The following is a 23,781-nucleotide window of genomic DNA, read 5'->3' as shown; positions in this document are numbered from 1 at the left end:
GGACGGCGATCCCGTCCTCACCCCTCGACCCGTGGGAGCGCCAGCTCCCGCAACCGTTCACATCCCCCAAACCCTGAGGTGAAACCCGTGACAGCCCCCACCGCCGAGATCGAGGAGCAGCCCAACGACTGGGCGAGCGTCCGCGGTGGCGTCGGCGACCGCATCTTCTCCGGCCTGGCCCTCGCCGCCGGTCTGACGATCATGGCCGCGCTGGCCGGCGTCTTCATCTTCCTCGCGATCAAGGGCGCCACGGGCTTCAGCAAGTCGAGCGACGTCTACGGCCCGCACGCCGAGAGCTTCCTGGGGTACGTCTTCCCGCTGCTCGTCGGCACGTTCACCGCCTCGATCATCGCGCTGATCATCGCCGTCCCCCTCGCGTTCGGGATCGCGCTGGTCATCAGCCACTACGCCCCCCGCTGGGTCGCCACTCCGGTCGCCTACGTGATCGACCTGCTGGCCGCCGTACCTTCGGTCGTCTACGGCCTCTGGGGTGCGTTCTACCTCGCCAAGAAGCTCGTGCCGATGCACGAGTGGCTGCACGAGCACCTCGGCTTCATCCCGCTCTTCGGCGAGCCGAACGTGTCCGGTCGCTCGCCCCTGACCGCCGGCATCGTGCTGGCGATCATGATCCTGCCGATCATCACGGCGATCTCGCGTGAGGTCTTCTCCCGTACCCCGCGCCTGCACGAGGAGGCCGCCCTGGCCCTCGGTGCCACGCGCTGGGAGATGATCCGGATGACGGTCTTCCCCTACGCCCGCTCCGGCATGGTCTCCGCCGTGATGCTGGGCTTGGGCCGCGCGCTCGGCGAGACGATGGCCGTGACCATGGTCCTCTCCGTGGGCTTCGACATGTCGTGGAACGTCCTCGCGACGGCCAGCCCGACGTCGATCGCGGCCAACATCGCGCTCAAGTACAAGGAGCGCAGCGCCGACCTGCTCAACGTGCTCGTCGCCACCGGCCTCGTGCTCTTCCTGCTGACCTTCCTGGTGAACTTCGCAGCGCGATGGATCATTGGCCGTAGCGAGAGGCGGATGGCCCGATGAACCACCCCGCGACCACCCTCGAACAGGCGCCCGCCGAGCGCATGCACATTCCGCTGACCCACCCGCGACTCCCGCAGCGCGCGGAGTGGATCGTCGCCGGTATCGCCGCCGCCTTCGGCGCGCTGCTGCTCGTGCTGGGTGTGCCGACCGTCGGCGCCGCCATCCTCGCCGGCATCGCCTTCCTGGTCGTCCTGCCGGTCTGGTCGCTGGCCGTCGAAGGCCGCCGCGGCGCCACCGACCGGTTGATGACCGGGCTGATCTGGACCACGTTCGTCGTCGCGATCGTGCCGCTGGCATCGCTGCTGTGGCGCGTGATCGACCAGGGCGCCGGCCGCATCGACGGCACGTTCCTGAGCTACTCGTTCTTCAAGACCCAGATCGACCAGCCGGTCGGCATCTACCACGCGATCATCGGCACCCTGCTGGTGACGCTGGGGGCGGCGCTGATCTCGGTGCCCGTCGGCGTGATGGCCGCGGTCTACCTCGTCGAGTACGGCAAGAAGAACAAGCTCGCCAAGGCGATCACGTTCCTGGTCGACGTGATGACGGGGATCCCGTCGATCGTCGCCGGCCTCTTCGCCTTCGCGCTGTTCACCCTGATCTTCGGGCCGGCCTACGTGTCTGGCTTCGGTGGCTCGGTGGCGCTCGCACTGCTGATGATCCCGATCGTCGTACGGGCGACCGAGGAGATGCTGATGCTCGTCCCGGACGAGCTGCGCGAAGCCGCCTACGCCCTCGGTACGCCGAAGTGGAAGACGATCGTCCGGATCGTGCTCCCCACGGCGCTCGGCGGCATCCTGACCGGCATCACCCTGGCGACTTCGCGCGTCATCGGGGAGACGGCCCCGCTGCTGCTCATCGCAGGTGCGACCGACCGGACGAACATGAACCCGTTCGACGGGGCGATGACGACCCTGCCGGTCCTGATCTACGGTCAGAACCTCCGCGGCGACGCGCCCGCCGAGGCGATCGCCTGGGGCGCCGCCTTCATCCTCATCCTCATCGTGATGGTGCTCAACCTCGCAGCACGCATCGTCGGCAAGATCTTCGCCCCGAAGAAGGGTTGAGAGGGAGTTACATCATGGCCAAGAGCATCGACGTCTCCGACGTCAACATCTACTACAGCGACTTCCTGGCGGTGGAGGGCGTCAACATGACGATCCGCGCCGGCGCGGTCACCGCCTTCATCGGCCCGTCGGGGTGTGGCAAGTCCACCTTCCTGCGATCGCTGAACCGCATGCACGAGGTCATCCCCGGCGCCCGCGTCGAGGGCAAGATCGTCGTCGACGGCCAAGACCTGTACGACGCCAGCGTGGACCCGGTGGCCGTGCGCCGCCAGGTCGGCATGGTCTTCCAGCGGCCCAACCCGTTCCCGACCATGTCGATCGCTGACAACGTGGTCGCGGGCCTCAAGCTCAACTCGGGCCGGATGTCGAAGTCCGAGACCGACGACGTCGTCGAGAAGTCCCTGCGCGGTGCCAACCTCTGGAACGAGGTCAAGGACCGGCTGAACAAGCCGGGCATGGGCCTCTCCGGTGGGCAGCAGCAGCGCCTCTGCATCGCCCGCGCCATCGCGGTCGAGCCGCAGATCCTGCTGATGGACGAGCCGTGCTCGGCGCTCGACCCGATCTCGACCTCGGCCATCGAGGACCTGATCCACCAGCTCAAGAACGACTACACGATCGTCATCGTCACCCACAACATGCAGCAGGCGGCGCGCGTCTCCGACGAGACCGGCTTCTTCAACCTCAAGGCGACGGGCGAGCCCGGCCACCTGGTGGAGTTCAACCCCACCAAGAAGATGTTCGCGAACCCGGACGACCCCGCCACGGAGGCCTACATCTCCGGTCGATTCGGCTGATGAACGCCCGGCGGCAGTCGGTTCGGGCCTACTTCCACCGCTGGACGGAATCCTCGGGCGCGCAGCTCCTCGTGGTCGACCCCGCGGGCGACGAGAGCGGCCTCGCTGAAGCGATGGCCGGACACGGCGTGCACGTCACGTGGGTGGGCGACACCCTCGACGGACTCGTCGAATTCGGGCGCATCGATCCGCACGCGGTCGTGGTGGTCCCGGAGGCGCCGGGCATCGCGGCCGACGACTTCGTCAGCCGGATCCGCCGGCACGGCTCTCCCTACGTCATCGCCGGCGCGGACGACCTCGGCGACGGTGAGCGCGCCCGGTCGGACGGGATAGGTCCGCTGATGCTGGCGGGTGCCTCGGCCGTCGTGCTCCGTCCGTATGCAGCGGAGCAGGTGTGGGACCTGATGACCCACGCGCCGCGCTCGGTCGCGGACCACGCGCGCCTCGAGGTGGGTCCGATCGAGCTGGACGCCACCGCGTTCACGGTGCGGGTCGGTGGCCAGCGGATCGCCGACCTGCCGCTCAAGGAGTTCGAGCTGTTGCGGGCCCTGATGCTGTCCTCGCCGGGAGTCGTCACCGACGAGGAGCTGCGCGACGCCATCTGGGGAACCAGCGGCCGGCGACCCGGTGGCAACACCATCGCGATGCACGTGACGCGGTTGCGTGGGCGCCTGGGCGAGGTTGCCGTCGTACGACGGATCCGCGGCCGGGGCTACAGCCTCACGGTCGACAACGGCTGACTACAACAGAATGAGTGACAGGACTTCGTAGCAGCCCCACGACGCCAGCGCCGCGGCCGGAAAGGTCGACACCCAGGCGGTGAGGATCGTGCGGGCCATGCCCCACTTGACGGCGTTGAAGCGCTTCGTCGCGCCGGCGCCCATCACGGCCGAGGTGATCGTGTGGGTCGTCGAGATCGGCGCGTGGAAGACGAAGGCGGTCGTGTAGAGCACCGTGGCGCCGACCGACTCGGCAGCGAAGCCGCGCGGCGGGTCCAGGTCGATGATCTTGCGGCCCAGCGTGCGCATGATGCGCCAGCCACCGGCGTACGTGCCCGCAGAGATCGCGCCTGCAGCAAGGAGGACGACCCAGATGGGCAACGTCTCGATGTTGTACGACGCCGGATAGGCGATGACCAGCGTGAGCAGGATGACGCCCATCGTCTTCTGGGCGTCCTGCAGGCCGTGGCCGAGGGCGAGGGCGGCAGCCGAGACGGTCTGCATGCCCCGGAAGCCGCGGTTGATCTTGTGGGGGTTCCCCTTGCGGAAGATCCACATGATCGCCGTCATCACCACGAACGCTGCGCTGAAGCCGAAGAGCGGCGAGATCACCATCGGGATCAGGACCTTCTGCACGATCACGTCCCACTTGACCGCCACGCCGCCGGCGATCGCTGCGCCCACCAGGCCACCGATCAGGGCGTGCGAGGAGGACGACGGGAGGCCGTAGTACCAGGTGATCAGGTTCCAGATGATGGCGCCGAGCAGGCCCGCCATCACGACGACGAGGCCGTGATGGACCCCGACCAGCAGGGTCCCTGTCTTGTCCTCGATGCTGATCACGTCGGCCACCGTCTTGGCCACCTCCTGGCCCAGGAGGGCGCCGAGGAAGTTCATGATCGCGGCCAGCGTCAGCGCGATCCGCGGCGTGAGCGCACGGGTCGACACCGACGTCGCGATCGCATTCGCCGCGTCATGGAAGCCGTTGGTGTAGTCGAACGCAAGCGCGATGACGACCACGGCGATCACGATCGCCAGGGTGAGGCTCACGCTCAGCCTTCCTTGACGGCGATCTGCTCCACGATGTTGGCGACCCGCTCGAAGGCGTCGATGGCGCCCTCGAGGGACTCGACGATGTCCTTGAGCTTCAGGACCTCGATCGTGGCGTACTCACCGGAGAACAGCTTGGCCAGGGTCCGCCGGTGGTTGCGGTCGCCGGTGTTCTCGAGACGGTTGATCTCGATCCAGTAGTCGTCGAGTGACTGCATCGACTGCAGGCGCGGCATGGCTGCAGCGGTCAGCTCGGCGCAGCGCTGGAGCACCTCGACCTGCTCGGAGAGCTCGGGAGGCAATGCCTTCACCTCGTAGAGCAGGATCAGGTCGACCGCCTCGTCCATCATGTCCATGCAGTCGTCGAGGCCGGAGCCGAGCGCGTAGATGTCCTCGCGGTCGAACGGCGTCACGAAGGTGCTGTTGACCTTCTTGACGATCGAGTGCGTGGTCTCGTCACAGGCGTGCTCGGCCGCGCGCATGCGCTCGGCGACGTCGGCCTTGACGGAGTCGTCGGACAGCATTTCGGCGAGGAGCTCGGCTCCACCCACCAGGTGCTGAGCCGACTCCGTGAAGAGTAGGTAGAAGGAGGTATCGACCGGACGGAGACGCAGACCCACAAGGACTCCCGTTGAGGCGGAAACGAACGGCTTCATGCTAGGGGGAAACGCTCGGATGAACGCAAACCCACAGCACCGCAGACAGTGTGGCACGCCCCACGCTCCGTGGCGCCCCCGGTCGCCCCTGACGTGTCGTTGCAGGTCAGAGAGGGTGTCGCCGCCCGTCGGGGCGTCGGAGGTTGTTCGGATCAGAGGGAAAGTCGGCGGTGCCGCTGGGCCTCGATCAGGGTCTCCTGGAGGTGGACCGGGCCGTCGTTGCGCTTCCACTGGCCGTCCACGCCGAGCTCCCACGCCTGCGTCTCGCTGTCGAACGCGAGGTCCAGCAGGCGTCGTACCTCGTCGCGGCTCTGCTCCGGAAGACGCACCAGCACCTCGACGCGACGGTCGAGGTTGCGGTGCATCATGTCGGCGGAACCGATCCAGACGACGGGTTTGCCGCCGCCCTCGAAGCCGAAGATGCGACTGTGCTCGAGGAAGCGCCCGAGGATGGAACGGACCTTGATGTTCTCGCTCAGCCCGGGGACGCCGGGGCGCAGCGAGCAGATGCCGCGGACGAGCAGCTCGACGGGCACGCCCTCGCACGAGGCGAGGTAGAGCGCATCGATCAGCGGTTCGTCGACGATGGAGTTCGCCTTGATCCGGATGCCGGCCGGTCGACCGGCATGGTGGTGCGCGATCTCCGCGTGGATCTGTTCGATCAGGCCGCTGCGCACCGAGTCCGGGGCGACGAGCAGCTCTTCGTAGGTCGCCTTGCGGGACCAGCCGGAGAGATTGTTGAAAAGGTGGGCGACGTCCTCGCCGATGGCCTCGTTCGTCGTCAGCAGGCCGAGGTCCTCGTAGGTCCGGGAGGTCTTCGGGTTGTAGTTGCCCGTGCCGATGTGGGTGTAGCGCTTGATGCCCTCGGGCTCGTCGCGCACGACCATGGCCAGCTTGCAGTGGGTCTTGAGACCGACCAGGCCGTGGACGACGTGGCAGCCCGCCTGCTCGAGCTTGCGGGCCCACCGGATGTTCGCCTGCTCGTCGAAGCGTGCCTTGATCTCGACCAGCACCAGCACCTGCTTGCCGGCTTCGGCCGCATCGATGAGGGCATCGATGATGGGCGAGTCGCCGGAGGTGCGGTAGAGCGTCTGCTTGATCGCGAGCACGTGCGGGTCCGCTGCTGCCTGCTCGATGAAGCGCTGCACGGAGGTCGCGAACGAGTCGTAGGGGTGGTGCAGCAGCACGTCGCGGCGGCGGAGCGCCTTGAAGACGTCGACCGGTGCGGCCGACTCCACCTCGGCGAGCCGCGCGTGCGTGGCCGGCACGAAGGAGGGGTACTTCAGGTCCTCGCGCGGCAGGTCGGCGATGGAGTGCAGCCCGCGCAGGTCCAGTGGTCCGGGGAGCCGGAAGACCTCCTCCTCGGTCACGTCGAGCTCCGACACGAGCAGCTCCAGGACGGAGGGGTCGATGGACTCCTCGACCTCCAGGCGCACCGGGGGGCCGAACTTGCGGCGGAGCAGCTCCTTCTCCAGCGCGGCGAGGAGGTTCTCGGCGTCGTCCTCCTCGACCTCCAGGTCCTCGTTGCGGGTGACCCGGAAGGTGTGCACCTCGAGCACCTCCATGCCGGGGAACAGCCGTCCGAGGTGGGCGCCGATGACGTCCTCCAGCGGGACGAAACGGGCGTTGCCGAGAGAGACGAAGCGGTCGAAGTTCGACGGCACCTTCACCCGGGCGAAGAGCTCCTTGCCGGTCTTCGGGTTGCGGATCAGGACCGCCAGGTTGAGCGAGAGGCCCGAGATGTAGGGGAACGGGTGGGCCGGGTCGACGGCGAGCGGCGTCAGGACCGGGAACACCCGCTCCTTGAAGAGGCGCTTGCAGAACTTCTGCTCGTCGCGCTCGAGATCGGCCCAACGCACCAGTTCGATGCCCTCGTCGCGCAACGCGGGCACGACCTGGTGGTGGAAGATGTCGGTCTGTCGGCGGCTGAGCTCCGACGTCTTGGTCCAGATCGCCTCCAGCACCTCGCGCGGCATCATGCCGCTGGCGGCCCGGACAGCCAGGCCGGTCGCGATCCGTCGCTTGAGCCCGGCCACCCGCACCATGAAGAACTCATCGAGGTTGCTGGTGAAGATCGCGAGGAAGCGGGTGCGCTCGAGGAGCGGCAGCTCTTCGTCCTCGGCCAGCTCGAGGACCCGCTCGTTGAAGTGGAGCCAGGACAGCTCGCGATCGAGGAAACGCCCGTCAGTACTGGTAATGGTGGCCACCTGCGCAGCGTCCGGAGCGTAGGGCGTCTCGGCGTCGCCGGTGACCGGGACAGCGGCGAGACTGCCGGTCGCGTCGGTCGCAGGAGCCGCGTCAGCCGCCGCCAGGTCGATGTGTTGCTCGGTGGACATGTGGTGAGTGTGGCAGGGGCGGGTGAACGGGAGGTGACGATCGGCTGGGTGGCCCGCGACTGCCTGCGCTCAGTAGATTGACGCCCGTGAGCCTGGTCGCAGCGGTCGAAGCCCGAACCCTCAAGACGTTGTTGGGACTCCCTCCCCAGGTGGTGCGTGCGCTGGCCGGCCGCCCGGTCGTCATCGACGGCCAGACCCTCGCCCCCGATCTCCAGCTGATGCTGCGCCTCCAGCGCCTCACCCGCAAGCGGGCGATGGTGCGGGTGCCGTCGATCGAGCTGGGTCGGGCGGACATGTTGGCCAACGCGGAGGCTGTCGCAGGGAAACAGCCGATCGGCGCAGTTCGTGAGCTGACGGTCGCCGGCCTGCCCGCACGGCACTATCTCCCGCACGGAGCCCGGTCAGCCAGCGCGACACAGCCGTTGCTGGTGTTCTTCCACGGTGGCAGCTTCCTCTACGGCGACCTGGACAGCCACGACGCGCCGTGTCGGGTGCTGGCGGAGGAGTCCCGGGTGCCCGTCCTGTCGATCGAGTGGGGTCTGGGGCCCGAACGGCCCTTCCCGGGAGGTTTCGACGACGCAGAGGCGGCTCTCGCCTGGGTCGTGGAGCACGCCGCCGAGCTCGGGGTCGATGACAAGCGGATCGGGGTCGCCGGCGACTCGGCCGGCGGCGCGGTGGCAGCTTGGGTGGCGATCGCAGCGGCACGGTCGGGGATTCCGCTCGCCTTCCAGTTCCTCCTCTATCCCTGCACGGACCCGAACCGGGACACCGACAGCCTTCGCCTGTTCGGGGACGGCTTCTTCCTGGAGTCCGACCACATCGACATGGCCAATGACATCTACCTGCCCACGAAGGCCGACCGCACCAACGAGCGCGTCGCCCTGCTGCGTGCGAACCTGCCGTCAGGTATCGCACCGGCGTACGTGGTGACGGCAGGGTTCGACCCCTTGCGCGACGAAGGAGAGGCCTACGCGCGCCGGTTGGCTGACGCCGGTGCCGAGGTGGAGCTGCGCCGGTACGCCGACCAGATCCACGGGTTCCTCAACATCGTGGGCGCCGGACGGAGCAGCCGGGCGGCCGTCCTCGAGATCGCGGCCAAGGTGCGGACCGCTCTGGGCTGAGCGCCTCAGAGCTCGGGACGGAACTCCCGGAGGTCGCTCAGGAAGCTCTGCGGGTCGACCATCGAGGCGTTGATGACGAACGAATCGAGGCCGCGGCGCGGGAAGCGCACGGCCCAGTCGGCATCCCCGGGGCGACCGGACACGAGCACCTGTGTGTCCGGCTTCTTCACGTCGAAACGGTGGGTCGACTCGCCCTGCTTGACGTAGACGACACCACGGACGACCTCGACCTCGACCGGAACGACGCGGGTCCGCGCCGCAGCCCAGGCCAGACCGATCGTCAGTGCGAGCATCGCGAGCCCGAAGACGCTGCCGAGCTTTCCGTTGAGCATCGCCAGCAGGGCCACCATGCCGGCGACCACCGCGGTCGCGCCGAGGACGAGTGACAGGACGCGGGGATCGCTGCCGTCGCCGGTCAGCCGGTCGCTGGTGGCGTCGCCGTCGAACAGGGACAGCGATCCGGCCTCGGCATCTGCGGCGGCCTGGGCCGCGATCTGGGCCTCGATCTGGGTACGGGCGGCGGTGAGGTCGTCGGTGAGGCGTCGTACCTCTGCCTCGGCGGCCGCGCAGCGGCGTGCGAGAGCGTCCCGCTCGGCCTCGAGCGCGGTCACCGGGTCAGTGCCTAGAGGTCCGGTTTCCACTGTCGCAGAGCCTCCATGAAGGTGTGGGGGTCGACCATGCGCGAGTCGATGGCGACCGGGGACATGCTGCGACGCAGGATCAGGACCCGCCAGTTGCGCTGACCGGCGGTGCCGGTCTGCTCGATCTTGGTGTTCGGGCTGGTCAGGTCGAACCGGCTGCTGGTGTCGCCGATCGTCACCTTGAGCAGGCCGGCCTCGTCGATGTGCACGCTGCGTGAGGTGTTGCTCATCTTGAGTGCGTACATCAACAAGATGGCTGCGGCGGCGGTCATCGTGCCGCTCAGGGCGATGTCGTCGCGGAGGGTGCCGCTGATGGCCATCTTGGCGACCACGGCCGCACAGGCAAGGGCCGCGAGGATCGCGATCGGGCCGAGGCTGTCGTTGCCACGCTTGGCGTGGAACGGGATCCCCTTGGTCGCCGGGGCGCTGACGGCCGCGACCACCGCGGCGGCCGGGTCGGAACGCTCAGGCTCTTCGATGGGCTCGGGCTCTTCGACCGGGACCTCGACGGCGGGCTCTTCGATGGGCTCGGGCTCTTCGACCGGGATCTCGGCGACGGTCTCCTCGATGGGCTCGGGCTCTTCGACCAGGATCTCGGCGGCGGGCTCCTCGATGGGCTCCGGCTCCTCGACCACGACCTCGGCGGCGGGCTCCTCGATGGGCTCCGGCTCCTCGACCACGACCTCGGCGACGGGTTCCTCGAACAGCTCGGGCTCTGTTGCCGATGCGCGCCACTGGGCCACGAGGCTCGTCGCGGCGGGTGCGGCGTCAGCCGACTCCTCCGAGGCATCCGTGTCGACGTCGATCAGCTCGTCGGTCTCGTCGGCGTCGTGGCCGGCGGTCGACCCCGCTCGCCACTGCTCGACCAGGGAGAGCTGTGGCTCCGGTTCGGCTGCTGCGAGCAGCTCGACCTCAGGCTCGGGCTCGACGTCAGGCTCGACCTCAGGCTCGGGCTCGACGTCAGGCTCGGGCTCGACGTCAGGCTCGTGCTCGACCTCAGGCTCGGGCTCGGGCCCGGGTTCGACCTCAGGCTCGACCTCAGGCTCGGTTGCTGCCGCCGGGGCTGCGTCCACCCGGGACCGAATCTGCTCGACCTGAGCGGCCAGGTCGGCGGCGCGAGCCTCGGCCTCGGCCCGGGACGCGGCCGCTTCGGCGATGGCCCGCTCGCGTTCCTGCGCGAGCTCGGCGGCGCGAGCCTCGGCTGCTTCGCGTGCGGCGATCTGTTCGGCGGCATTCGCCTCGGCGGCAGCGCGGGCGCGCTCGGCCTCGGCGATCGCCCGATCACGTTCCTGGGCGAGCTCGGCGGCACGGGTCGCCGCCGCTTCACGAATGGCTGCCTGTTCGGCAGCGAGTGCCTCGGCCTCTGCTCGGGCCGCGGCGGCATCAGCGGCGGCCACTTCGCGTTCGTGGGCGAGCTCAGCGGCGCGTGAGTCGTCCGCGGCGCGGGCCGCTGCCTGTTCGGCGGCGAGGGCCTCGGCTTCAGTTCGCGCCAGGGCAGCGTCGGCGATGGCTTGCTCGCGTTCGTGGGCGATCTCGGTGACGCGTGCCTCGGCGTCGGCGCGGGCTGCAGCCTGTTCGGCGGCCAGAGCCTCCGCCTCGGCACGGGCGAGCGCTGCTGCGGTGATCGCCTGTTCGCGTTCGTGGGCGATCTCGGTGACGCGTGCCTCGGCGTCCGCTCGGGCGCGGACCTGCGCGGCGGCGAGGGCCTCGGCCTCGGCGCGTGCCTGTGTCTGCGCGGCTGCCATGGCTTCTGCCTCGGCCCGTGCGCGGGCGTGCTCCAGCGCGGTCTGCTGCGCCTGGAGCAGTTCCGACTGCAGGCTGCTCACCGCCTGCGTGTGGACGGCGGCCGAAGCCTCCAGCTCGGCCAGCGCTGCCGCTGCCCGGGTCTCGGCATCGATGCGGGCCTGCGTGGCACCCGCCGCGAACTCGGCGGCCAGGGTCAGCGCCTCGGTCGCAGCGCGGTTCTCCTCGGCGAGGGCGGCAGCGGAGGCGTGGGCGGACGCGGCTGCTGCCTGCGCCTCGCTGGCGAGCTCGAGCTGTTCGCGCGCGGCGACCTCGGCGAGACGGCGCGCCTCGTGGGCCTCTTCGGCCCGCTGTGCCTGCTGGGTCGCGGATTCGTCGGCTGCGACGCGGGCAGCGACCTGCACCTCGGCGCGTTCGGCGGCCTCCTCGGCGCGTCGTTCGGCGGCCTCGGCGGTCTCGAGTGCGATCCGGGCGAGGTCGGCCTGCTCGAGGGCCGCCTGCTCGGCTGCACGACGGGACTGGTGGGCGTCCTGGGCGAGGCGGGCGTGATCGGCTGCGGCCTGCTCGGCCGCCGCTCGCTCCTCGACGGCCTGTCGGGCGAGTGCGCCGTGCTCCTCGGCGCTGGCTGCGGCCTGCTCGGCCAGGAGCCGCGCACGGTCCTCGGCAGCCTCGGCAGCCTTGTGCGCTTCCTGGGCGAGCGCAGCCTGCTGGCGGGCAGCGTCCTCGGCCAGCGCGCGAGCCTGGGCGATCTCGGCGGAGGTGCGCTCGGTCGCGGCGCGCTCCTCGAGCATGCGACGTGCGAACTCGGCGTGCTCGGCTGCGCTGACCGCCGCTGCCTCGGCCATGACCCGGGCGCGATCCTCGGCGATCGCCCGATCTTCGTGGGCCTGGCGGGCGGTGGCGGCGTGCGCCTCGGCAGCGGTCTCCGCCACCTGGCGGGCGGCCGCGGCTGCGGCGGCGAGGTCGGCCTGTTCCCGGGCCCGGTCCTCGGCGGCCCGGCGTTCGGCCTGGGCCGTCGAAGCGCGCTCGGCCTGTTCGATGGCGTGCCGTTCGGCCTCTTCACGGCGGGCCGTCTCGGCGTCGGCGGACTCGGCACGTTCGCGGGCCGCACGCTCCGCGGACTCGCGGGCGGCGGACTCGGCGCGGGCGAGCTCCTCGGCTTCGATCCGGGCCCGGTGTGCGGTCGCTGCGGTCTCGGCCTGCTCCTGCGCGAGGCGGTCGGCCTCGGCGCGGGCGACGTTGGCGCGCTGGGCCGCCTCCTCGGCGACCAGGCGCTCGGCAGCCTGTTCGGCTGCAGCCATCTCGGCATCACGGCGCAGACGGGCAGCGAGAGCAGCCACGACCTCCGCGTTGTCCGGACCTTCGGGCACGGCGCCGTCGGCGGCTTCCTCGCCGTCGGTCAGGGTCGGGGTCAGCTCGGCTTCGATCTCGGCGCGGGCGTGGGCCAGCACCTCCGACGGCCGGCGAGGGACTTCGCGCGGGCCGTCGGCGTTGGGGATCGGTTCCTCGAGCATCGGGGCGTCGACGAAGTCCGGGATGATGCGGGCCGTCGGCTTGGGCGCTGCGCTCGGACCGGTGCCGCGGCGCCGCAACCGGGCCAGGCCCTTGGGTGCGGGGGCCGGGATGGGCTCGGCGAAGCCTCCGTCGACAGCGGCTGCGATCACCCGCTGACCGGCCACCTCGTCACTGACGCGGTCGCCGAGGGGGTGCTGGTCAGGTTCTGGAACCGGGTCCGCGAAGTCCTCGGGCGATGCGTCGGTGGCGACGGGCTCGTCCGCAGGGGGTACGTCGACCACGGCCGGCCGCTCTGCGGTCTCCTCGATCGCCGGCTCCTCGGCCACGGGTGCCTCGAACGGCTGCTCGGCGAGGAGCGGGTCATCGGCGATGAGCGGGTGATCACCGAGGAGCGCGTGATCGGCGACCGCCGGTTCCACGGCGTCGCTCTCGACGGCCTCGGCCGCTGCCTCGATCGGCTCGTCGAGGATGCCGAGGGGCAGGGTCTCGGGCGTCGGCTCCAGCGGGTCGGTCAGCGGATCGCCGGCCGGGCGGCGCGTGGCACGGGAGATGATCGCGGACCAGTCGGTCGGATCGACCGGCTCGTCATCGACGGGCTCGACCGGTGCCGGCTCGGAGAGTGCGGGCGGGACGGGCTCGTCGTCGCTCTCGGAGTCGTCGACGGTCGGCGGGTCCACGCGTAGGCGCTCGAGGCGCTCGGACAGTCCGCGTCCGGTGGCAACCGCCTCGATGTCGATGACGTCGTCCACGGGCACGTCGGCGATCCGGCGGCCGACCGCGCGATCGATGACGTCGGCCCAGTCGGCTGTTCCGGACGGTGTGGCCGGAGAGGGGTCTGCGGGCACGACCGGCGGTTCTGCGTCGTCGGGAGCAGAGCCCGTCGGCGGCGCGGGACTGACCAGCGAGCCCCAGTCGACGTCGTCGGACTGCTGCGGCGCGGCCGCCAGCGGGTTGGCGCGGTGACCGACGCGTGAGGCGATGTTGTCCGGGTCCTCCGGCACCAGGCCGTCCGGGTCGTGCAGCGCCGGAGCGCTCGGGTGGGCATCCGCTCCGGCGTCGAGGACCGCTGCCGTGTGGCTGCGGCGGAGCAGCTCCTCGATCTCGTCGGGCTCGAGCTCAGCGACAGGTGGCGCGTCCTGGTCGTGGCGCCGCCACAGCCGGTTGCGTCGTCCACGACCGCGACCCGAGGGCGCGTCGTCGGGCCCGGAGTCCTCAGACCCGGGCTCGTCGTCGGTGAACGAACTCATGAAGGGTAAATCTACTCATGACCGCCGGAGTTACGGTGCAAGACCCAGAACGTCCGAGCGGCGGTACTGCACGTGGGTGTCCGTCGGAGCGTGTGTGAAGCCGATGCCGTCGTACAGGTGGCGCGCTGCGACGTTGTCCGATTCGACGTACAGCAACACCTCCTCTACCCCTCGTGAGGCGAGGTGGTGCAGGCCCGCGAGGGTCAGCGCGCGCCCCAGCCCGCGTCCCTGGGCAGTCGGCGAGACGCCGACGACGTAGACCTCGCCGGTCGACGCGTCGTGCTGCTTGGTCCAGTGGAAGCCGAGCAGCTGCCCACCGCGATCGACGGCCAGGAGCAGCCCTGCCGGGTCGAACCACGGCTCGGCCATCCGTTCCTCGAGGCCGTGCACGTCGAGGGCGCCCTGCTCGGGATGGTGGGCGAAGGCGGCCGCGTTGACGGCCAGGAACGCGGCCGTGTCGCCGGAGCCGAAGTCGCGGATGGAGACATCCGTGGGCGGCTCCGCCGCCGCAAGCGGTACGGCGGTCGGCCGGCGCATCACCCAGAGCTCCCTCGTGCGGGCGAAGCCGAGGGGCCCGGCGAGCGCGGCCGCTGCGGGGTGGTCGCCGTGGGACCAGGCAGCGAGCGGCCCGGGTGCCGCACAGGCGAGGGTTGCCAGCGCGCGTCCGGCGCCGTGGCCGCGGGCGTCCGGAGAGACCGCAAGGTCGAGCTCGGCCCCGCGCCGCATCGCGAAGCCGTCGCCGGTCACCCAGGCGTCCAGGCCGTCGAGTCCGTGGTGCTTGAGGCGCAGGTGGGCGGCCTCGTCGAGGGGGTCGGCGCCGTCGTGCTCGCGGCAGGCCCGGCGTACCTCTGCGATGGCACGCAGCGCCGTCTCGCCGGTGATCAGTTCGTCGATGGCCACACCTCGACGCTATCGCGCAGGCTTTACAGCCCCGGAACCCGAAGGCGCCAGACCGTTTACATGTGACACCGTGACGCTGTAGGACTGGCCCATGAAACTCAGCCACGCGGTGAGTGGGGCGGCCGTGGCCCTCGGCGCGGTCGCGGTGCGCGACCTCGTCCAGAAGAAGCACGCTCTCCAGCGCAACTTCCCGGTCGTGGCTCACGCCCGGTACTGGCTGGAGACCATCGGTCCCGAGCTTCGGCAGTACATCGTCACGGGCAATGACGAGGAACGGCCGTTCAGTCGCGACCAGCGCACCTGGATCTATGCGTCCAGCAAGGAGCAGAACAGCTACTTCGGGTTCGGCACCGACCTCGACGTCGAGCACACCCAGGGGCATGCGTACATCAAGCAGCGCACCTTCGCCGACAAGCTCCCGAGCGACCAGGACCACAACTGGACACTGCCCAGCGCGAAGGTGCTGGGCGGCCCACGGGGGAGGGCCAAGGCGTTCCGCCCCGACTCGGTCGTCAACGTCTCGGCGATGAGCTTCGGGTCGCTGTCCTCGAACGCGATCACCGCGATCAACAAGGGCGCGGCGGCTGCCGGGTGCCTGCACAACACCGGCGAGGGATCGATCTCGCCGTACCACCGCAACGGTGCTGACCTGATCGTCCAGATCGGTACGGCGTACTTCGGCTGCCGTGACGATGCCGGCAACTTCTCGCTCGACAGGCTCAAGGCCATGATCGAGACCGCGCCGGTGAAGGCGCTCGAGATCAAGCTCAGCCAGGGTGCGAAGCCGGGCCTCGGCGGTCTGCTGCCGGCGGCGAAGGTGACCCCGGAGATCGCGGCGATCCGCGGCATCCCGGAGGGCAAGGACTGCTCCTCGCCGTCGCGGCACACCGCGTTCCACGACGTGGACTCGATGCTCGACTTCGTCGAGATGCTCGGCGCCGAGACGGGTCTGCCTGTCGGCATCAAGTCGGCCGTCGGCGCGATGGACTTCTGGGAGGACCTGGCCCGGCTGATGTCGCCGCGCGACCGGGGCGTCGACTTCATCACCCTCGATGGTGGCGAGGGCGGCACCGGTGCGGCCCCGCTGATCTTCGCCGACTCGGTCTCGCTGCCGTACCGGATGGGCTTCTCGCGGGTCTACGGCACGTTCGCGGAGCTCGGGCTCACCGACGACATCACGTTCATCGGCTCCGCCAAGCTGGGCCTGCCCGACAACGCGGTGGTCGCCTTCGCGCTGGGCGCCGACATGATCAACGTCGCGCGCGAGGTGATGCTCTCGATCGGGTGCATCCAGGCGCAGAAGTGCCACACAGACCACTGCCCGACCGGCGTCGCCACGCAGAACCCGTGGCTGGTGCGCGGCCTCGACGTGACCTCCAAGGCCGACCGAGCTGGCGTCTACCTGCGCACGATGCGCAAGGAGCTGACCCGGATCTCCGCGGCGGTCGGCGTCGCCCACCCGTCCCTGATCACCTGCGCCGACGTCGACATCTTCAACGGCGACTACGACGCCCGGTCACTGGCGTCGGTCTACGGCTACAAGGAGGGCTGGGGTGAGCTGGGGGAGGACCTGCGGGCCGAGATCATCCGGCTGATGCACACCAGCGACCACTTCGACGAGCAGCCGGACGCCTCGGACTGATCGTCGAGCTAGGCGTCGAGCGAGTTGCGCTCGGCTACTCGCGCGGCGTCGGCCTCGGCGTCCTTCGACGGAAGCACGAACCGGTAGCCGACGTTGCGCACGGTCCCGATGAGTGTCTCGTTCTCGGGGCCGAGCTTGGCGCGCAGGCGCCGGACGTGGACGTCGACGGTCCGGGTGCCACCGAAGTAGTCGTAGCCCCAGACCTCCTGGAGCAGCTGCTGGCGGCTGAAGACGCGACCGGGGTGCTGGGCGAGGAACTTGAGGAGCTCGAACTCCTTGAAGGTCAGGTCGAGAACCCGACCGCCGACCTTCGCGGTGTAGGTCGCGTCGTCGACGACGACCTCGCCGGAGCGGATGACGTGGGCGTCGGGGTCGGCCGCATCGCGGGCCGCGGCCAGCCGGCCGATGGCCAGCTTGATCCGGGCCTCGAGCTCGGCGGGGCCGCAGGTGTGCAGGACCACGTCGTCCATGCCCCAGTCGTGGTTGACCACGGCCAGGCCACCCTCGGTCGCCACCAGGATGACGGGTACGTCGGTACCGGTGGTGCGGATCAGCCGGCACAGGTCGCGGGAGCTGGCCAGGTCGTGACGGCCGTCGACCAGGACGAGGTCGGACTCGGGCGCCTCGAGGAGGGCGCTGCCCTCGGCGGGCAGGATCTTGACCTGGTGGCCGAGCAGTGCGAGTCCGGGCAGCACTTCGGCTGACGGTTGCAGTGCGCTGGTCAGAAGCAGGAGAGTGCTCACTCTGGTCTCCTCACTGGCATCGCGTGGGCGCGTGCCGGGTGCGAGACCGAAACGCAACGCTGGGCCCCGGCCGGTTTTCCTGTGGGGGACGATACCGAAACAACGGTGCAACGGGGAAGGTCGCGACAGTGAATGAGATGCAGGTCATCCGGGTCCGCTACTGGGCGGCCGCACGATCTGCTGCCGGGCTGCCCCAGGAGGACATCGATGTCCCGGGACCGGTCTCGCTGACCGAACTGGTCGCCGAGGTGGTGCGTCGCCACCCCGAGGGCCGCCTGCCCGACGTCGTCAAGGCGTGCTCGGTGCTGGTCGGCGACCGTCCGGTGTCGTCGGCTGACCCGGCCGAGGTCGTCGTACGACCGGGCGACACGGTGGAGTTCCTGCCCCCGTTCGCCGGAGGCTGAGTCGAGGCCTCCGAGGAGTCCTCCGTCCCCTAGACTCACCTCGGCCGTTGTCGACTGGGACGACCCCGGCGTGGAGAGGAGTGCAGTGCCGAGCGTGACGACCGCAAGATCCACCCGGCCTGCCAGTTCTTCCGATGCGCCCGGGGCCACCGAGCGGCGCTTGGTGGCGCTGACGCTGTGCCTGGTGACCATCGGCCTCACAGCCGCCGCGACGCGGGGCCTGCTGTTCGCGCTCATCGCCCTCGGCGCAGCTGTCTTCCTCGTGGTGCTGGGGGTCATCGGCCGCGAGCGCACTGCGATGCTCACGATGATGGCCGCCTTCGCGACCGCGCCCATGTACAAGGGCCTGGCGCCGAGCCCGAGCAGTGCGATCACGCCCACCGACCTGCTGTTCGGGCTGAGCGTGATGTTGTTGCTCCCGAGCCTGCTGCGCCACAAGGTCAACCTGCCGCTCGGCTACGTCCTCGGCGTCTCCCTGATCCTGATCACCGGCACTCTCTCGACGGCGTTCTCACCCGATCCCCTCGTCAGCGCCCTGCAGTTCGTGCAGTGGTTGGTGGTCCTCGTCGGTCTGGTCACGCTGGTCGCGATCTGGGCACCGAAGTGGAAGGCCGTCGACCTCCTGGTCTGGAGCTACGTCGTCGGGCAGATGGCGAGCGTCGCCTACTCGCCCCTCGACGGCGGCATCGCCGATCGTCGCATCGGGCTCTCCCACCACCCCAATGCGTTCGGCGAGGCGGGCGTGATGACCTTCGCGCTCGCCATGTACCTGTGGCGTCGCCACGACGCGGTCTGGTACCGCGTCCTGGTCGCCGGCGCCGCGGGAGCAGGTGCCGTCTCGGCCGTCACGAGCGGCAGTCGAGCCGCCACGGTCGTGATCGCGGGCCTGGTCCTGATGGTCCCCATCGTCGAGCGCTCCGCCATCCGCGGATTCCTGCTGGCCATCGGCGGCGCCGTCTTCGTCTTCTCGCTCCCGCTGCTCGTCGACTCGACGGGAGACACCTCGGCACTGAGTCGCCTCGCGGGCTCCGCGGACTCCCTGGTGGCCGACCGTGCTCGCCTCGACGCCCAGGACCTCGGCATCTCCCTGTTCCTCCAGCACCCCATCGCGGGCAATGGCTTCGCGGACGCGATCTACGTCCACAACGTCGTGCTGGGCGTGCTGGCGAGCGTCGGCGTGATCGGCTTCCTGGGCTACCTGATGGTGCTCTTCGTCCTGGCCCGCCCGCTGTTCGGTCATCACCCCAACCGCCGCCTGGGCTACGTCGTGTGGGCCTTCATCGCCATCACACCAACGGTCCCGGGTCTGGAGGACCGCACCCTGTGGGTGCCGATGTCGCTCACGATCCTGCTGGCGATCCAGTCGAGGCTCGGCTCCACTTCACCTGACACCACCACGACGGAGAGCAGCTGATGGCCACCAAGGGCAAGGACCAGACCCTGAAGAACCGCCTTCGGGAGCGAGCCAAGCTCACCGTGCGAGGCGGGCTGCAGCGGCTTGACCTCGACGTCAGCCGGGGCGTCTTCACCGGTCAGGTCAACCGCACCCTGCAGTCACGCGGGATCGACACGGTGCTCGACATCGGAGCGAACGTGGGCCAGTACGGACTGGGGCTGCGCCGGGCCGGCTACGAGGGCCGGATCATCAGCTGCGAGCCGCTCTCCGGCGCCTACGCGGAGCTATCGGGCCGGGCAGCGCGCGACGCGACCTGGCACACCGTGAACTCCGCGGTCGGCGCGGAGTCGGGCGAGGTCGACATCAACGTCTCGGCCAACTCCTACTCCTCCTCGATCCTCGGGATGACGCAGGCGCACCTCGACGGTGCGCAGGACTCGGCGTACGTCGCCGTCGAGCGGGTCGCGGTGACGACCGTTGCCCAGCTGGCCGACCAGTTCGACGTCACGCCCGGTCGTACCCTCCTCAAGATCGACACCCAGGGCTACGAGACCGAGGTGCTTGCCGGAGCCGGCGACCTGCTGCCCCGGTTCGACGCGTTGCAGCTCGAGATGTCCTTCGTCGAGCTGTACGAGGGCCAGCACCTGGCGGAGAGCATGATCGAGGTCCTGCGCGGTCACGGCTACCGCCTCCAGAGCCTCGAACCGGGCTTCTCCGACCCGTCCGGGCGGCTGCTGCAGTGCGACGTCCTCGTGGTGCGATCCGCCTGACGCAGGCCACGGGGTTCTTCCTGCGGCGCGGCGGGCCCAAGCCCTATGCTGACGTCTGCGGCGACCCCCTCCCACCAACCCGCCGCGGCTCGGAGTGCCACTTCATGTCTGTTGCCGTTCAGCGCGCCATGGCCGCTGTCCGAATCAAGTCCAAGGTGGCGATCGCCCGCGTCGGGCGGGACAGCCGCAGGCTGGACACGATCGTCAACCTCCCGAAGATCGAGACCTGGCGTCGCGAGCACGTGCCGGACGGCACGCCCGCCTTCGCTCAGCGCGAGGAGATGTACGACCACGTCCACGCGCAGCTGATCGGCGACGGCGCGATCGACTACCTCGAGTTCGGGGTCTTCGAGGGCCAGTCGCTCCGCCACTGGACCCAGCTCAACCAGCGCCCGGAGTCACGCTTCTACGGCTTCGACTCCTTCGAGGGCCTGCCCGAGGACTGGAAGCGCTTCGACGGACAGATGGTCAAGGCGCACTTCGACGTCGACGGCGTGCTGCCCGACATCGACGACGAGCGGCTGTCCTTCGTGCCGGGTTGGTTCCAGGACACCGTCGACATCTTCCTGGAGAAGTTCGAGCCGCAGGCCCAGCTGGTCCTGCACATCGACTCGGACCTGTACTCCTCCGCGCTCTACGTCCTGACCCGGCTCAACGCCCTGCTGGTGCCCGGCACCATCGTGATCTTCGACGAGTTCTCGTCGGTGCTCAACGAGTTCGCTGCCCTCGAGCACTACTGCTCCGCCTACCAGCGCGAGTACGACGTCCTGGCCTCGGCCTGGCACTACTTCGGGCACCTCGCCATCCGGATGCGCTGACCCCACGCATGACTGTGGGCCGACCCGACGGGTCGGCCCACAGTTGCGTCAGTGCCGGGTGCGCCTGGGCGCCACCCGGTCAGGCGACGTCGACGTCGGGGGTTGCGGCGAACGACTGCGTGCGCAGGTGCTGGAGCGAGGTCTGCTTGCCGGCAGCGAGGGTCAGCGCGTCGTCGTACGCCATCGGCTTCTTGAGGCCGAAGGTGATCAGCACGGTGTAGAGCAGGACCAGGAAGTCCAGTCGGAGGCTGGGGTGCTCGCTCGTGCGGCGGGCGTAGGCCGCCTCGAGGTGCAGGCGCTGGTGGTCGGTCAGGCCGTGGCGGCCGACGAGCTGCGGAAGGCCGGTCAGCCCGGCAGGGGTGAGCCAGCGTGCGTCCAGGTCCTCGTGCTGCTCGACGAGGGCCTCGCGGACCGCCTGGGTGAGGGGCCGGGCGCCGACGATGCTCATCTCGCCCTTGAAGACGTGGATGAACTGGGGGATCTCGTTGAGCCCCAGACGGTCCAGCACGCGACCGATCGGGGTGTACAGCGGGGAGTCGAGCGGGGTGTTGAGGAAGCGGCCGGCGTCGATCGGCGCCACCACGCGGTGCGCGTTGGGGACCATCACGCGGAGCTTGACCATCTCGATGACGAGGTCGGTCCCGACCCAGCGCCGGGAGTTGTAGAAGATCGGTCGACCCGAGAGGACCAGCACTGCCAGGGCCGAGATGAGCACCACGGGCACCCAGACGATGGCGGCCAGGCTGATGACCACGACGTCGAACGCGCGCTTCTTCAACGGTTACCTCCTGCCACAGACCAGACCCGAGTTGTGGTCGTCCCAATGCGGGGTGGGGGACCCTGCCACCCAACCCAACGAGCGAGTCGGCGATGGGATACGAGTCACTTGCAGGATTGAAGGGGAAACCTTCAATTCGGGCGGCCGGCACCCTTGGCGCGCGCCGGGACGTGGGCACCCAGGAGGTCCTCGAACTTCGTGGCGCAGCCGTCGAGTGCGAACTCCTGTTCGGCCAGGTCGCGCGACGCCTCGCCGAGCTCGGCGCGCATCTCCTCGTCCTGCAGGACCTGGACCAGCCAGGTGCCTGCCTCCGTGACGGAGTCCCCGGCCGGCGGCAGCACGAGCCCGCCCGCGCGGGTCACCAGCGACGAGGCGAGGTTCTCGGCGGGCATCAGGCCCAGCACCGGTCGCCCGGCGCACAGGTAGGACAGCGTCTTGGAGGGAACGGAGAACGCCCCGGCCTCCTTCTCGAGCAGGACGACGAGCACGTCGCCGCTGCCGAGGACCTCGGACAGTCGCTCGTAGGGCTGGAACGGCAGCAGCGTGATGGGTACGTCGAGCCGCTCTGCCTCCGCCCGGAGCACGTCGACCGCGGGCCCGGAGTTCACGACGACCAGCCGGACCGGCTGACCGGCGTCGGCCGTCGCCTTCGCGAGGTGGACCAGCAGCTCCGGGTTGTGCTTGAGGCCGAGGGTGCCCGAGTAGAGCAGCGTGCGGACGTCATCGACCTCGTGCTCGATCGCCCAGTCGTTCTTGCGGTCGACCGGCCGGATCTCGTCGAGCGGGGCCCAGTTGGGGATCACGGTGACCTTGGCCGCCGTACCCCACTTCTCGTGGACGGGCACGAACGACGAGGCGATCACGACGATCGCCGCGGCGCGCTTCGAGCACCAGCGCTCGGCGACCTCGAAGGCCCAGGCCACGACGGCGAAGTGCTTCGGCAGCTTGCTGCCGCTGAACGACTTCACGGCGATGGCGTAGACGTCCTGGTGCCAGAGCACCCACGGCTTGCGCAGCACGGCCATCGCGAACGCAAAGATCACCAGGGTCGGGATCTGCACGTTCGACATCATCGTGATGTCGGGGTCGACCTGACGCACGTGGCGGACCAGCTCGAAGCCGCGGCGGACCTCGCGCACCAGGCGCTGGGCCATCCGCTGGTTGTCGATCAGCTTGGCGCCGCCGATGCCCTCGAATGTGATCGTCTCGCCCGGGGCGGCTTCGAGCTTGCCCTTGCCGGAGACGTAGCCCTCGACGTACGAATGGGTGACGTCATGGCCCCGCCGGGCGAGCTCGCGGCTCAGCTCGGCCTGGAAGGGATGTCCGCTGTGGTCGTGGACCAGGATCCGCAACTGCTCAGTCCCCGTCAGCCGTGGGCGCGCTTGACCTGGTCGAAGACCCAGGCATAGGTCTTGGCCAGGCCGTCGGCCAGCGTGATCGACGGCTCCCAGCCGAAGACCTCGTTGATCATGGTGTTGTCGGAGTTGCGGCCACGCACGCCCTGGGGCGCGCTGAGGTCGTACTTGCGCTCGCACTTGATGCCGGCGATGTCCTCGACGATCGAGTAGAGCTGGTTGATCGAGACCAGCTCGGACGAACCGAGGTTGATCGGCTCCTCGAGGTCGCTGGCCAGGATCCGCTGCGAGCCCTGCACGCAGTCGTCGACGTACATGAAGCTGCGGGTCTGCTCGCCGTCGCCCCAGATCTCGAGCTCGTGCTTGCCGGTGATGACCGCCTCGGCGATCTTGCGGCACACGGCTGCAGGCGCCTTCTCGCGGCCACCGGTCCACGTGCCCTCCGGGCCGTAGACGTTGTGGTAGCGGGCAGTGCGGGTGATCAGGCCGTAGTCCTCGGTGAAGTGGCGGGCCATCCGCTCGGAGAAGAGCTTCTCCCAGCCGTAGCCGTCCTCGGGCTGCGCCGGGTAGGCGTCGGACTCCTTCAACGCGGTCACGGCCGTGTCGGTCTGCTTGTCCGCGGCGTAGACGCATGCGGAGGAGGAGTAGAAGTAGCGCTCGACGTCGAACTTCTTCGCCGCCTGCAGCATGTGGGTGCTGGTCAGCACCGTCAGCATGCACAGCGCCTTGTTGTTCTCGATGAAGCCCATGCCTCCCATGTCGGCGGCGAGCATGAAGACCTCGCGGGCACCCTCGGTCGCTGCCTCGGCATCGGCGAGCAGCGACAGGTCGCCGACGCCGTTCTGGGCATCGGGGTGCACCTGGTACCACTCGTCCAGCGGCTTGACGTCGATCGAGCGGACCGTCTTGCCCTGAGCGAGGAGATCAGCGACGAGGTGTCCTCCGATGAATCCGCCGCCACCGGCAACCAGGACGTCTACGGGGCCCGAACTCATGGAATTCTCCTCAGGATCTGAAATGGTGGAACCGCCCCCCAGCGATG

At 69.6% G+C, this 23,781-nt stretch carries 20 protein-coding genes; 10 read left to right on the top strand and 10 right to left on the bottom strand.

Features of this window, described 5'->3' with window-relative positions; genetic code table 11:
- The first annotated feature begins 87 nt into the window (after window positions 1-87).
- Genes pstC through ASD84_RS08505 form a run of 4 tightly spaced genes read left to right on the top strand, consistent with a single transcriptional unit; the run spans window position 88 to window position 3,645 of the window.
- Window positions 88-1,044, top strand: coding sequence for a phosphate ABC transporter permease subunit PstC (gene pstC, locus ASD84_RS08520; protein WP_056709059.1), 957 nt, complete (start codon window positions 88-90; stop codon window positions 1,042-1,044).
- On the top strand, window positions 1,041-2,111 hold the full coding sequence (gene pstA, locus ASD84_RS08515) for a phosphate ABC transporter permease PstA (protein ID WP_056709056.1): 1,071 nt from the start codon (window positions 1,041-1,043) through the stop codon (window positions 2,109-2,111). The genes pstC and pstA overlap by 4 nt, the downstream gene beginning before the upstream one ends.
- 14 nt (window positions 2,112-2,125) lie before the next feature.
- Entirely contained in the window at window positions 2,126-2,905 is a 780-nt protein-coding gene (pstB, locus tag ASD84_RS08510; RefSeq protein ID WP_056709052.1) for a phosphate ABC transporter ATP-binding protein PstB, read from the top strand.
- Window positions 2,905-3,645, top strand: coding sequence for a response regulator transcription factor (locus ASD84_RS08505; RefSeq protein ID WP_056709049.1), 741 nt, complete (start codon window positions 2,905-2,907; stop codon window positions 3,643-3,645). Before pstB ends, ASD84_RS08505 begins: the two co-directional genes overlap by 1 nt.
- Here ASD84_RS08505 and ASD84_RS08500 read toward each other — a convergent pair whose 3' ends face one another.
- The 3 genes from ASD84_RS08500 to ASD84_RS08490 all read right to left on the bottom strand — a co-directional run bounded on the left by ASD84_RS08500 (window position 3,646) and on the right by ASD84_RS08490 (window position 7,666).
- Complete coding sequence (locus ASD84_RS08500) at window positions 3,646-4,674, bottom strand: inorganic phosphate transporter (RefSeq protein WP_056709046.1); 1,029 nt, start codon at window positions 4,672-4,674, stop codon at window positions 3,646-3,648.
- 2 nt (window positions 4,675-4,676) lie between these two features.
- On the bottom strand, window positions 4,677-5,294 hold the full coding sequence (locus tag ASD84_RS08495) for a DUF47 domain-containing protein (RefSeq protein WP_156391685.1): 618 nt from the start codon (window positions 5,292-5,294) through the stop codon (window positions 4,677-4,679).
- Between the two features lie 188 nt (window positions 5,295-5,482).
- Window positions 5,483-7,666 carry an RNA degradosome polyphosphate kinase gene (locus ASD84_RS08490; protein ID WP_082573228.1) on the bottom strand — a complete coding sequence of 728 codons (2,184 nt, stop codon included), beginning with the start codon at window positions 7,664-7,666 and terminating at the stop codon, window positions 5,483-5,485.
- An 86-nt stretch (window positions 7,667-7,752) separates the two neighbouring features.
- Here ASD84_RS08490 and ASD84_RS08485 point away from each other — a divergent pair, with 86 nt between their 5' ends.
- Window positions 7,753-8,787, top strand: coding sequence for an alpha/beta hydrolase (locus tag ASD84_RS08485; protein WP_235531036.1), 1,035 nt, complete (start codon window positions 7,753-7,755; stop codon window positions 8,785-8,787).
- A gap of 5 nt (window positions 8,788-8,792) precedes the next feature.
- Here ASD84_RS08485 and ASD84_RS08480 read toward each other — a convergent pair whose 3' ends face one another.
- The 3 genes from ASD84_RS08480 to mshD are packed head-to-tail and all read right to left on the bottom strand — an operon-like array spanning window position 8,793 to window position 14,833.
- Complete coding sequence (locus ASD84_RS08480; RefSeq protein WP_056709037.1) at window positions 8,793-9,398, bottom strand: hypothetical protein; 606 nt, start codon at window positions 9,396-9,398, stop codon at window positions 8,793-8,795.
- Window positions 9,399-9,409: 11 nt separating this feature from the next.
- Complete coding sequence (locus ASD84_RS08475; protein WP_056709035.1) at window positions 9,410-13,933, bottom strand: hypothetical protein; 4,524 nt, start codon at window positions 13,931-13,933, stop codon at window positions 9,410-9,412.
- Window positions 13,934-13,963: 30 nt separating this feature from the next.
- Window positions 13,964-14,833 carry a mycothiol synthase gene (mshD, locus tag ASD84_RS08470; protein WP_235531035.1) on the bottom strand — a complete coding sequence of 290 codons (870 nt, stop codon included), beginning with the start codon at window positions 14,831-14,833 and terminating at the stop codon, window positions 13,964-13,966.
- Between the two features lie 91 nt (window positions 14,834-14,924).
- Here mshD and ASD84_RS08465 point away from each other — a divergent pair, with 91 nt between their 5' ends.
- Window positions 14,925-16,475 (top strand): FMN-binding glutamate synthase family protein, encoded by a 1,551-nt coding sequence (locus ASD84_RS08465; RefSeq protein ID WP_056709032.1) that lies wholly within the window; start codon window positions 14,925-14,927, stop codon window positions 16,473-16,475.
- 8 nt (window positions 16,476-16,483) lie between these two features.
- On the opposite strand, the gene ASD84_RS08460 is transcribed toward ASD84_RS08465, so the two are convergent.
- Window positions 16,484-17,218: a response regulator transcription factor gene (locus ASD84_RS08460; RefSeq protein ID WP_056709028.1), complete on the bottom strand. Its 735-nt coding sequence runs from the start codon at window positions 17,216-17,218 to the stop codon at window positions 16,484-16,486.
- A 137-nt stretch (window positions 17,219-17,355) separates the two neighbouring features.
- Here ASD84_RS08460 and ASD84_RS08455 point away from each other — a divergent pair, with 137 nt between their 5' ends.
- The 4 genes from ASD84_RS08455 to ASD84_RS08440 all read left to right on the top strand — a co-directional run bounded on the left by ASD84_RS08455 (window position 17,356) and on the right by ASD84_RS08440 (window position 20,606).
- Window positions 17,356-17,622 carry a MoaD/ThiS family protein gene (locus ASD84_RS08455; RefSeq protein WP_056710837.1) on the top strand — a complete coding sequence of 89 codons (267 nt, stop codon included), beginning with the start codon at window positions 17,356-17,358 and terminating at the stop codon, window positions 17,620-17,622.
- Between the two features lie 94 nt (window positions 17,623-17,716).
- Window positions 17,717-19,036: an O-antigen ligase family protein gene (locus ASD84_RS08450; RefSeq protein WP_156391683.1), complete on the top strand. Its 1,320-nt coding sequence runs from the start codon at window positions 17,717-17,719 to the stop codon at window positions 19,034-19,036.
- Window positions 19,036-19,788 (top strand): FkbM family methyltransferase, encoded by a 753-nt coding sequence (locus tag ASD84_RS08445; protein WP_082573227.1) that lies wholly within the window; start codon window positions 19,036-19,038, stop codon window positions 19,786-19,788. Before ASD84_RS08450 ends, ASD84_RS08445 begins: the two co-directional genes overlap by 1 nt.
- A 104-nt stretch (window positions 19,789-19,892) precedes the next feature.
- Window positions 19,893-20,606 carry a TylF/MycF/NovP-related O-methyltransferase gene (locus ASD84_RS08440; protein ID WP_082573226.1) on the top strand — a complete coding sequence of 238 codons (714 nt, stop codon included), beginning with the start codon at window positions 19,893-19,895 and terminating at the stop codon, window positions 20,604-20,606.
- A 79-nt stretch (window positions 20,607-20,685) separates the two neighbouring features.
- Here ASD84_RS08440 and ASD84_RS08435 read toward each other — a convergent pair whose 3' ends face one another.
- The 3 genes from ASD84_RS08435 to ASD84_RS08425 all read right to left on the bottom strand — a co-directional run bounded on the left by ASD84_RS08435 (window position 20,686) and on the right by ASD84_RS08425 (window position 23,734).
- A complete protein-coding gene (locus tag ASD84_RS08435; RefSeq protein WP_056709018.1) occupies window positions 20,686-21,384 on the bottom strand; it encodes a sugar transferase in 699 nt (232 codons plus the stop codon).
- 131 nt (window positions 21,385-21,515) lie between these two features.
- Window positions 21,516-22,736 carry a glycosyltransferase family 4 protein gene (locus tag ASD84_RS08430; protein ID WP_056709015.1) on the bottom strand — a complete coding sequence of 407 codons (1,221 nt, stop codon included), beginning with the start codon at window positions 22,734-22,736 and terminating at the stop codon, window positions 21,516-21,518.
- Window positions 22,737-22,750: 14 nt separating this feature from the next.
- On the bottom strand, window positions 22,751-23,734 hold the full coding sequence (locus ASD84_RS08425; protein ID WP_056709013.1) for an NAD-dependent epimerase/dehydratase family protein: 984 nt from the start codon (window positions 23,732-23,734) through the stop codon (window positions 22,751-22,753).
- Window positions 23,735-23,781 lie beyond the last annotated feature (47 nt).

The organism is Nocardioides sp. Root682 (genome assembly GCF_001427795.1).
GTDB lineage: Bacteria > Actinomycetota > Actinomycetes > Propionibacteriales > Nocardioidaceae > Nocardioides.
Note: the sequence above shows the minus strand (reverse complement) of the source record. Positions and strands in the feature narration are given on the sequence as shown.

Coding starts and splice junctions, on each gene's coding strand:
- pstA (WP_056709056.1), top strand. CDS start 1,041: ATGAACCACCCCGCGACCACCCTCGAACAGGCGCCCGCCGAGCGCATG.
- pstB (WP_056709052.1), top strand. CDS start 2,126: ATGGCCAAGAGCATCGACGTCTCCGACGTCAACATCTACTACAGCGAC.
- ASD84_RS08505 (WP_056709049.1), top strand. CDS start 2,905: ATGAACGCCCGGCGGCAGTCGGTTCGGGCCTACTTCCACCGCTGGACG.
- ASD84_RS08490 (WP_082573228.1), bottom strand. CDS start 7,666: ATGTCCACCGAGCAACACATCGACCTGGCGGCGGCTGACGCGGCTCCT.
- ASD84_RS08475 (WP_056709035.1), bottom strand. CDS start 13,933: ATGAGTTCGTTCACCGACGACGAGCCCGGGTCTGAGGACTCCGGGCCC.
- ASD84_RS08465 (WP_056709032.1), top strand. CDS start 14,925: ATGAAACTCAGCCACGCGGTGAGTGGGGCGGCCGTGGCCCTCGGCGCG.
- ASD84_RS08455 (WP_056710837.1), top strand. CDS start 17,356: ATGCAGGTCATCCGGGTCCGCTACTGGGCGGCCGCACGATCTGCTGCC.
- ASD84_RS08445 (WP_082573227.1), top strand. CDS start 19,036: ATGGCCACCAAGGGCAAGGACCAGACCCTGAAGAACCGCCTTCGGGAG.
- ASD84_RS08440 (WP_082573226.1), top strand. CDS start 19,893: ATGTCTGTTGCCGTTCAGCGCGCCATGGCCGCTGTCCGAATCAAGTCC.
- ASD84_RS08425 (WP_056709013.1), bottom strand. CDS start 23,734: ATGAGTTCGGGCCCCGTAGACGTCCTGGTTGCCGGTGGCGGCGGATTC.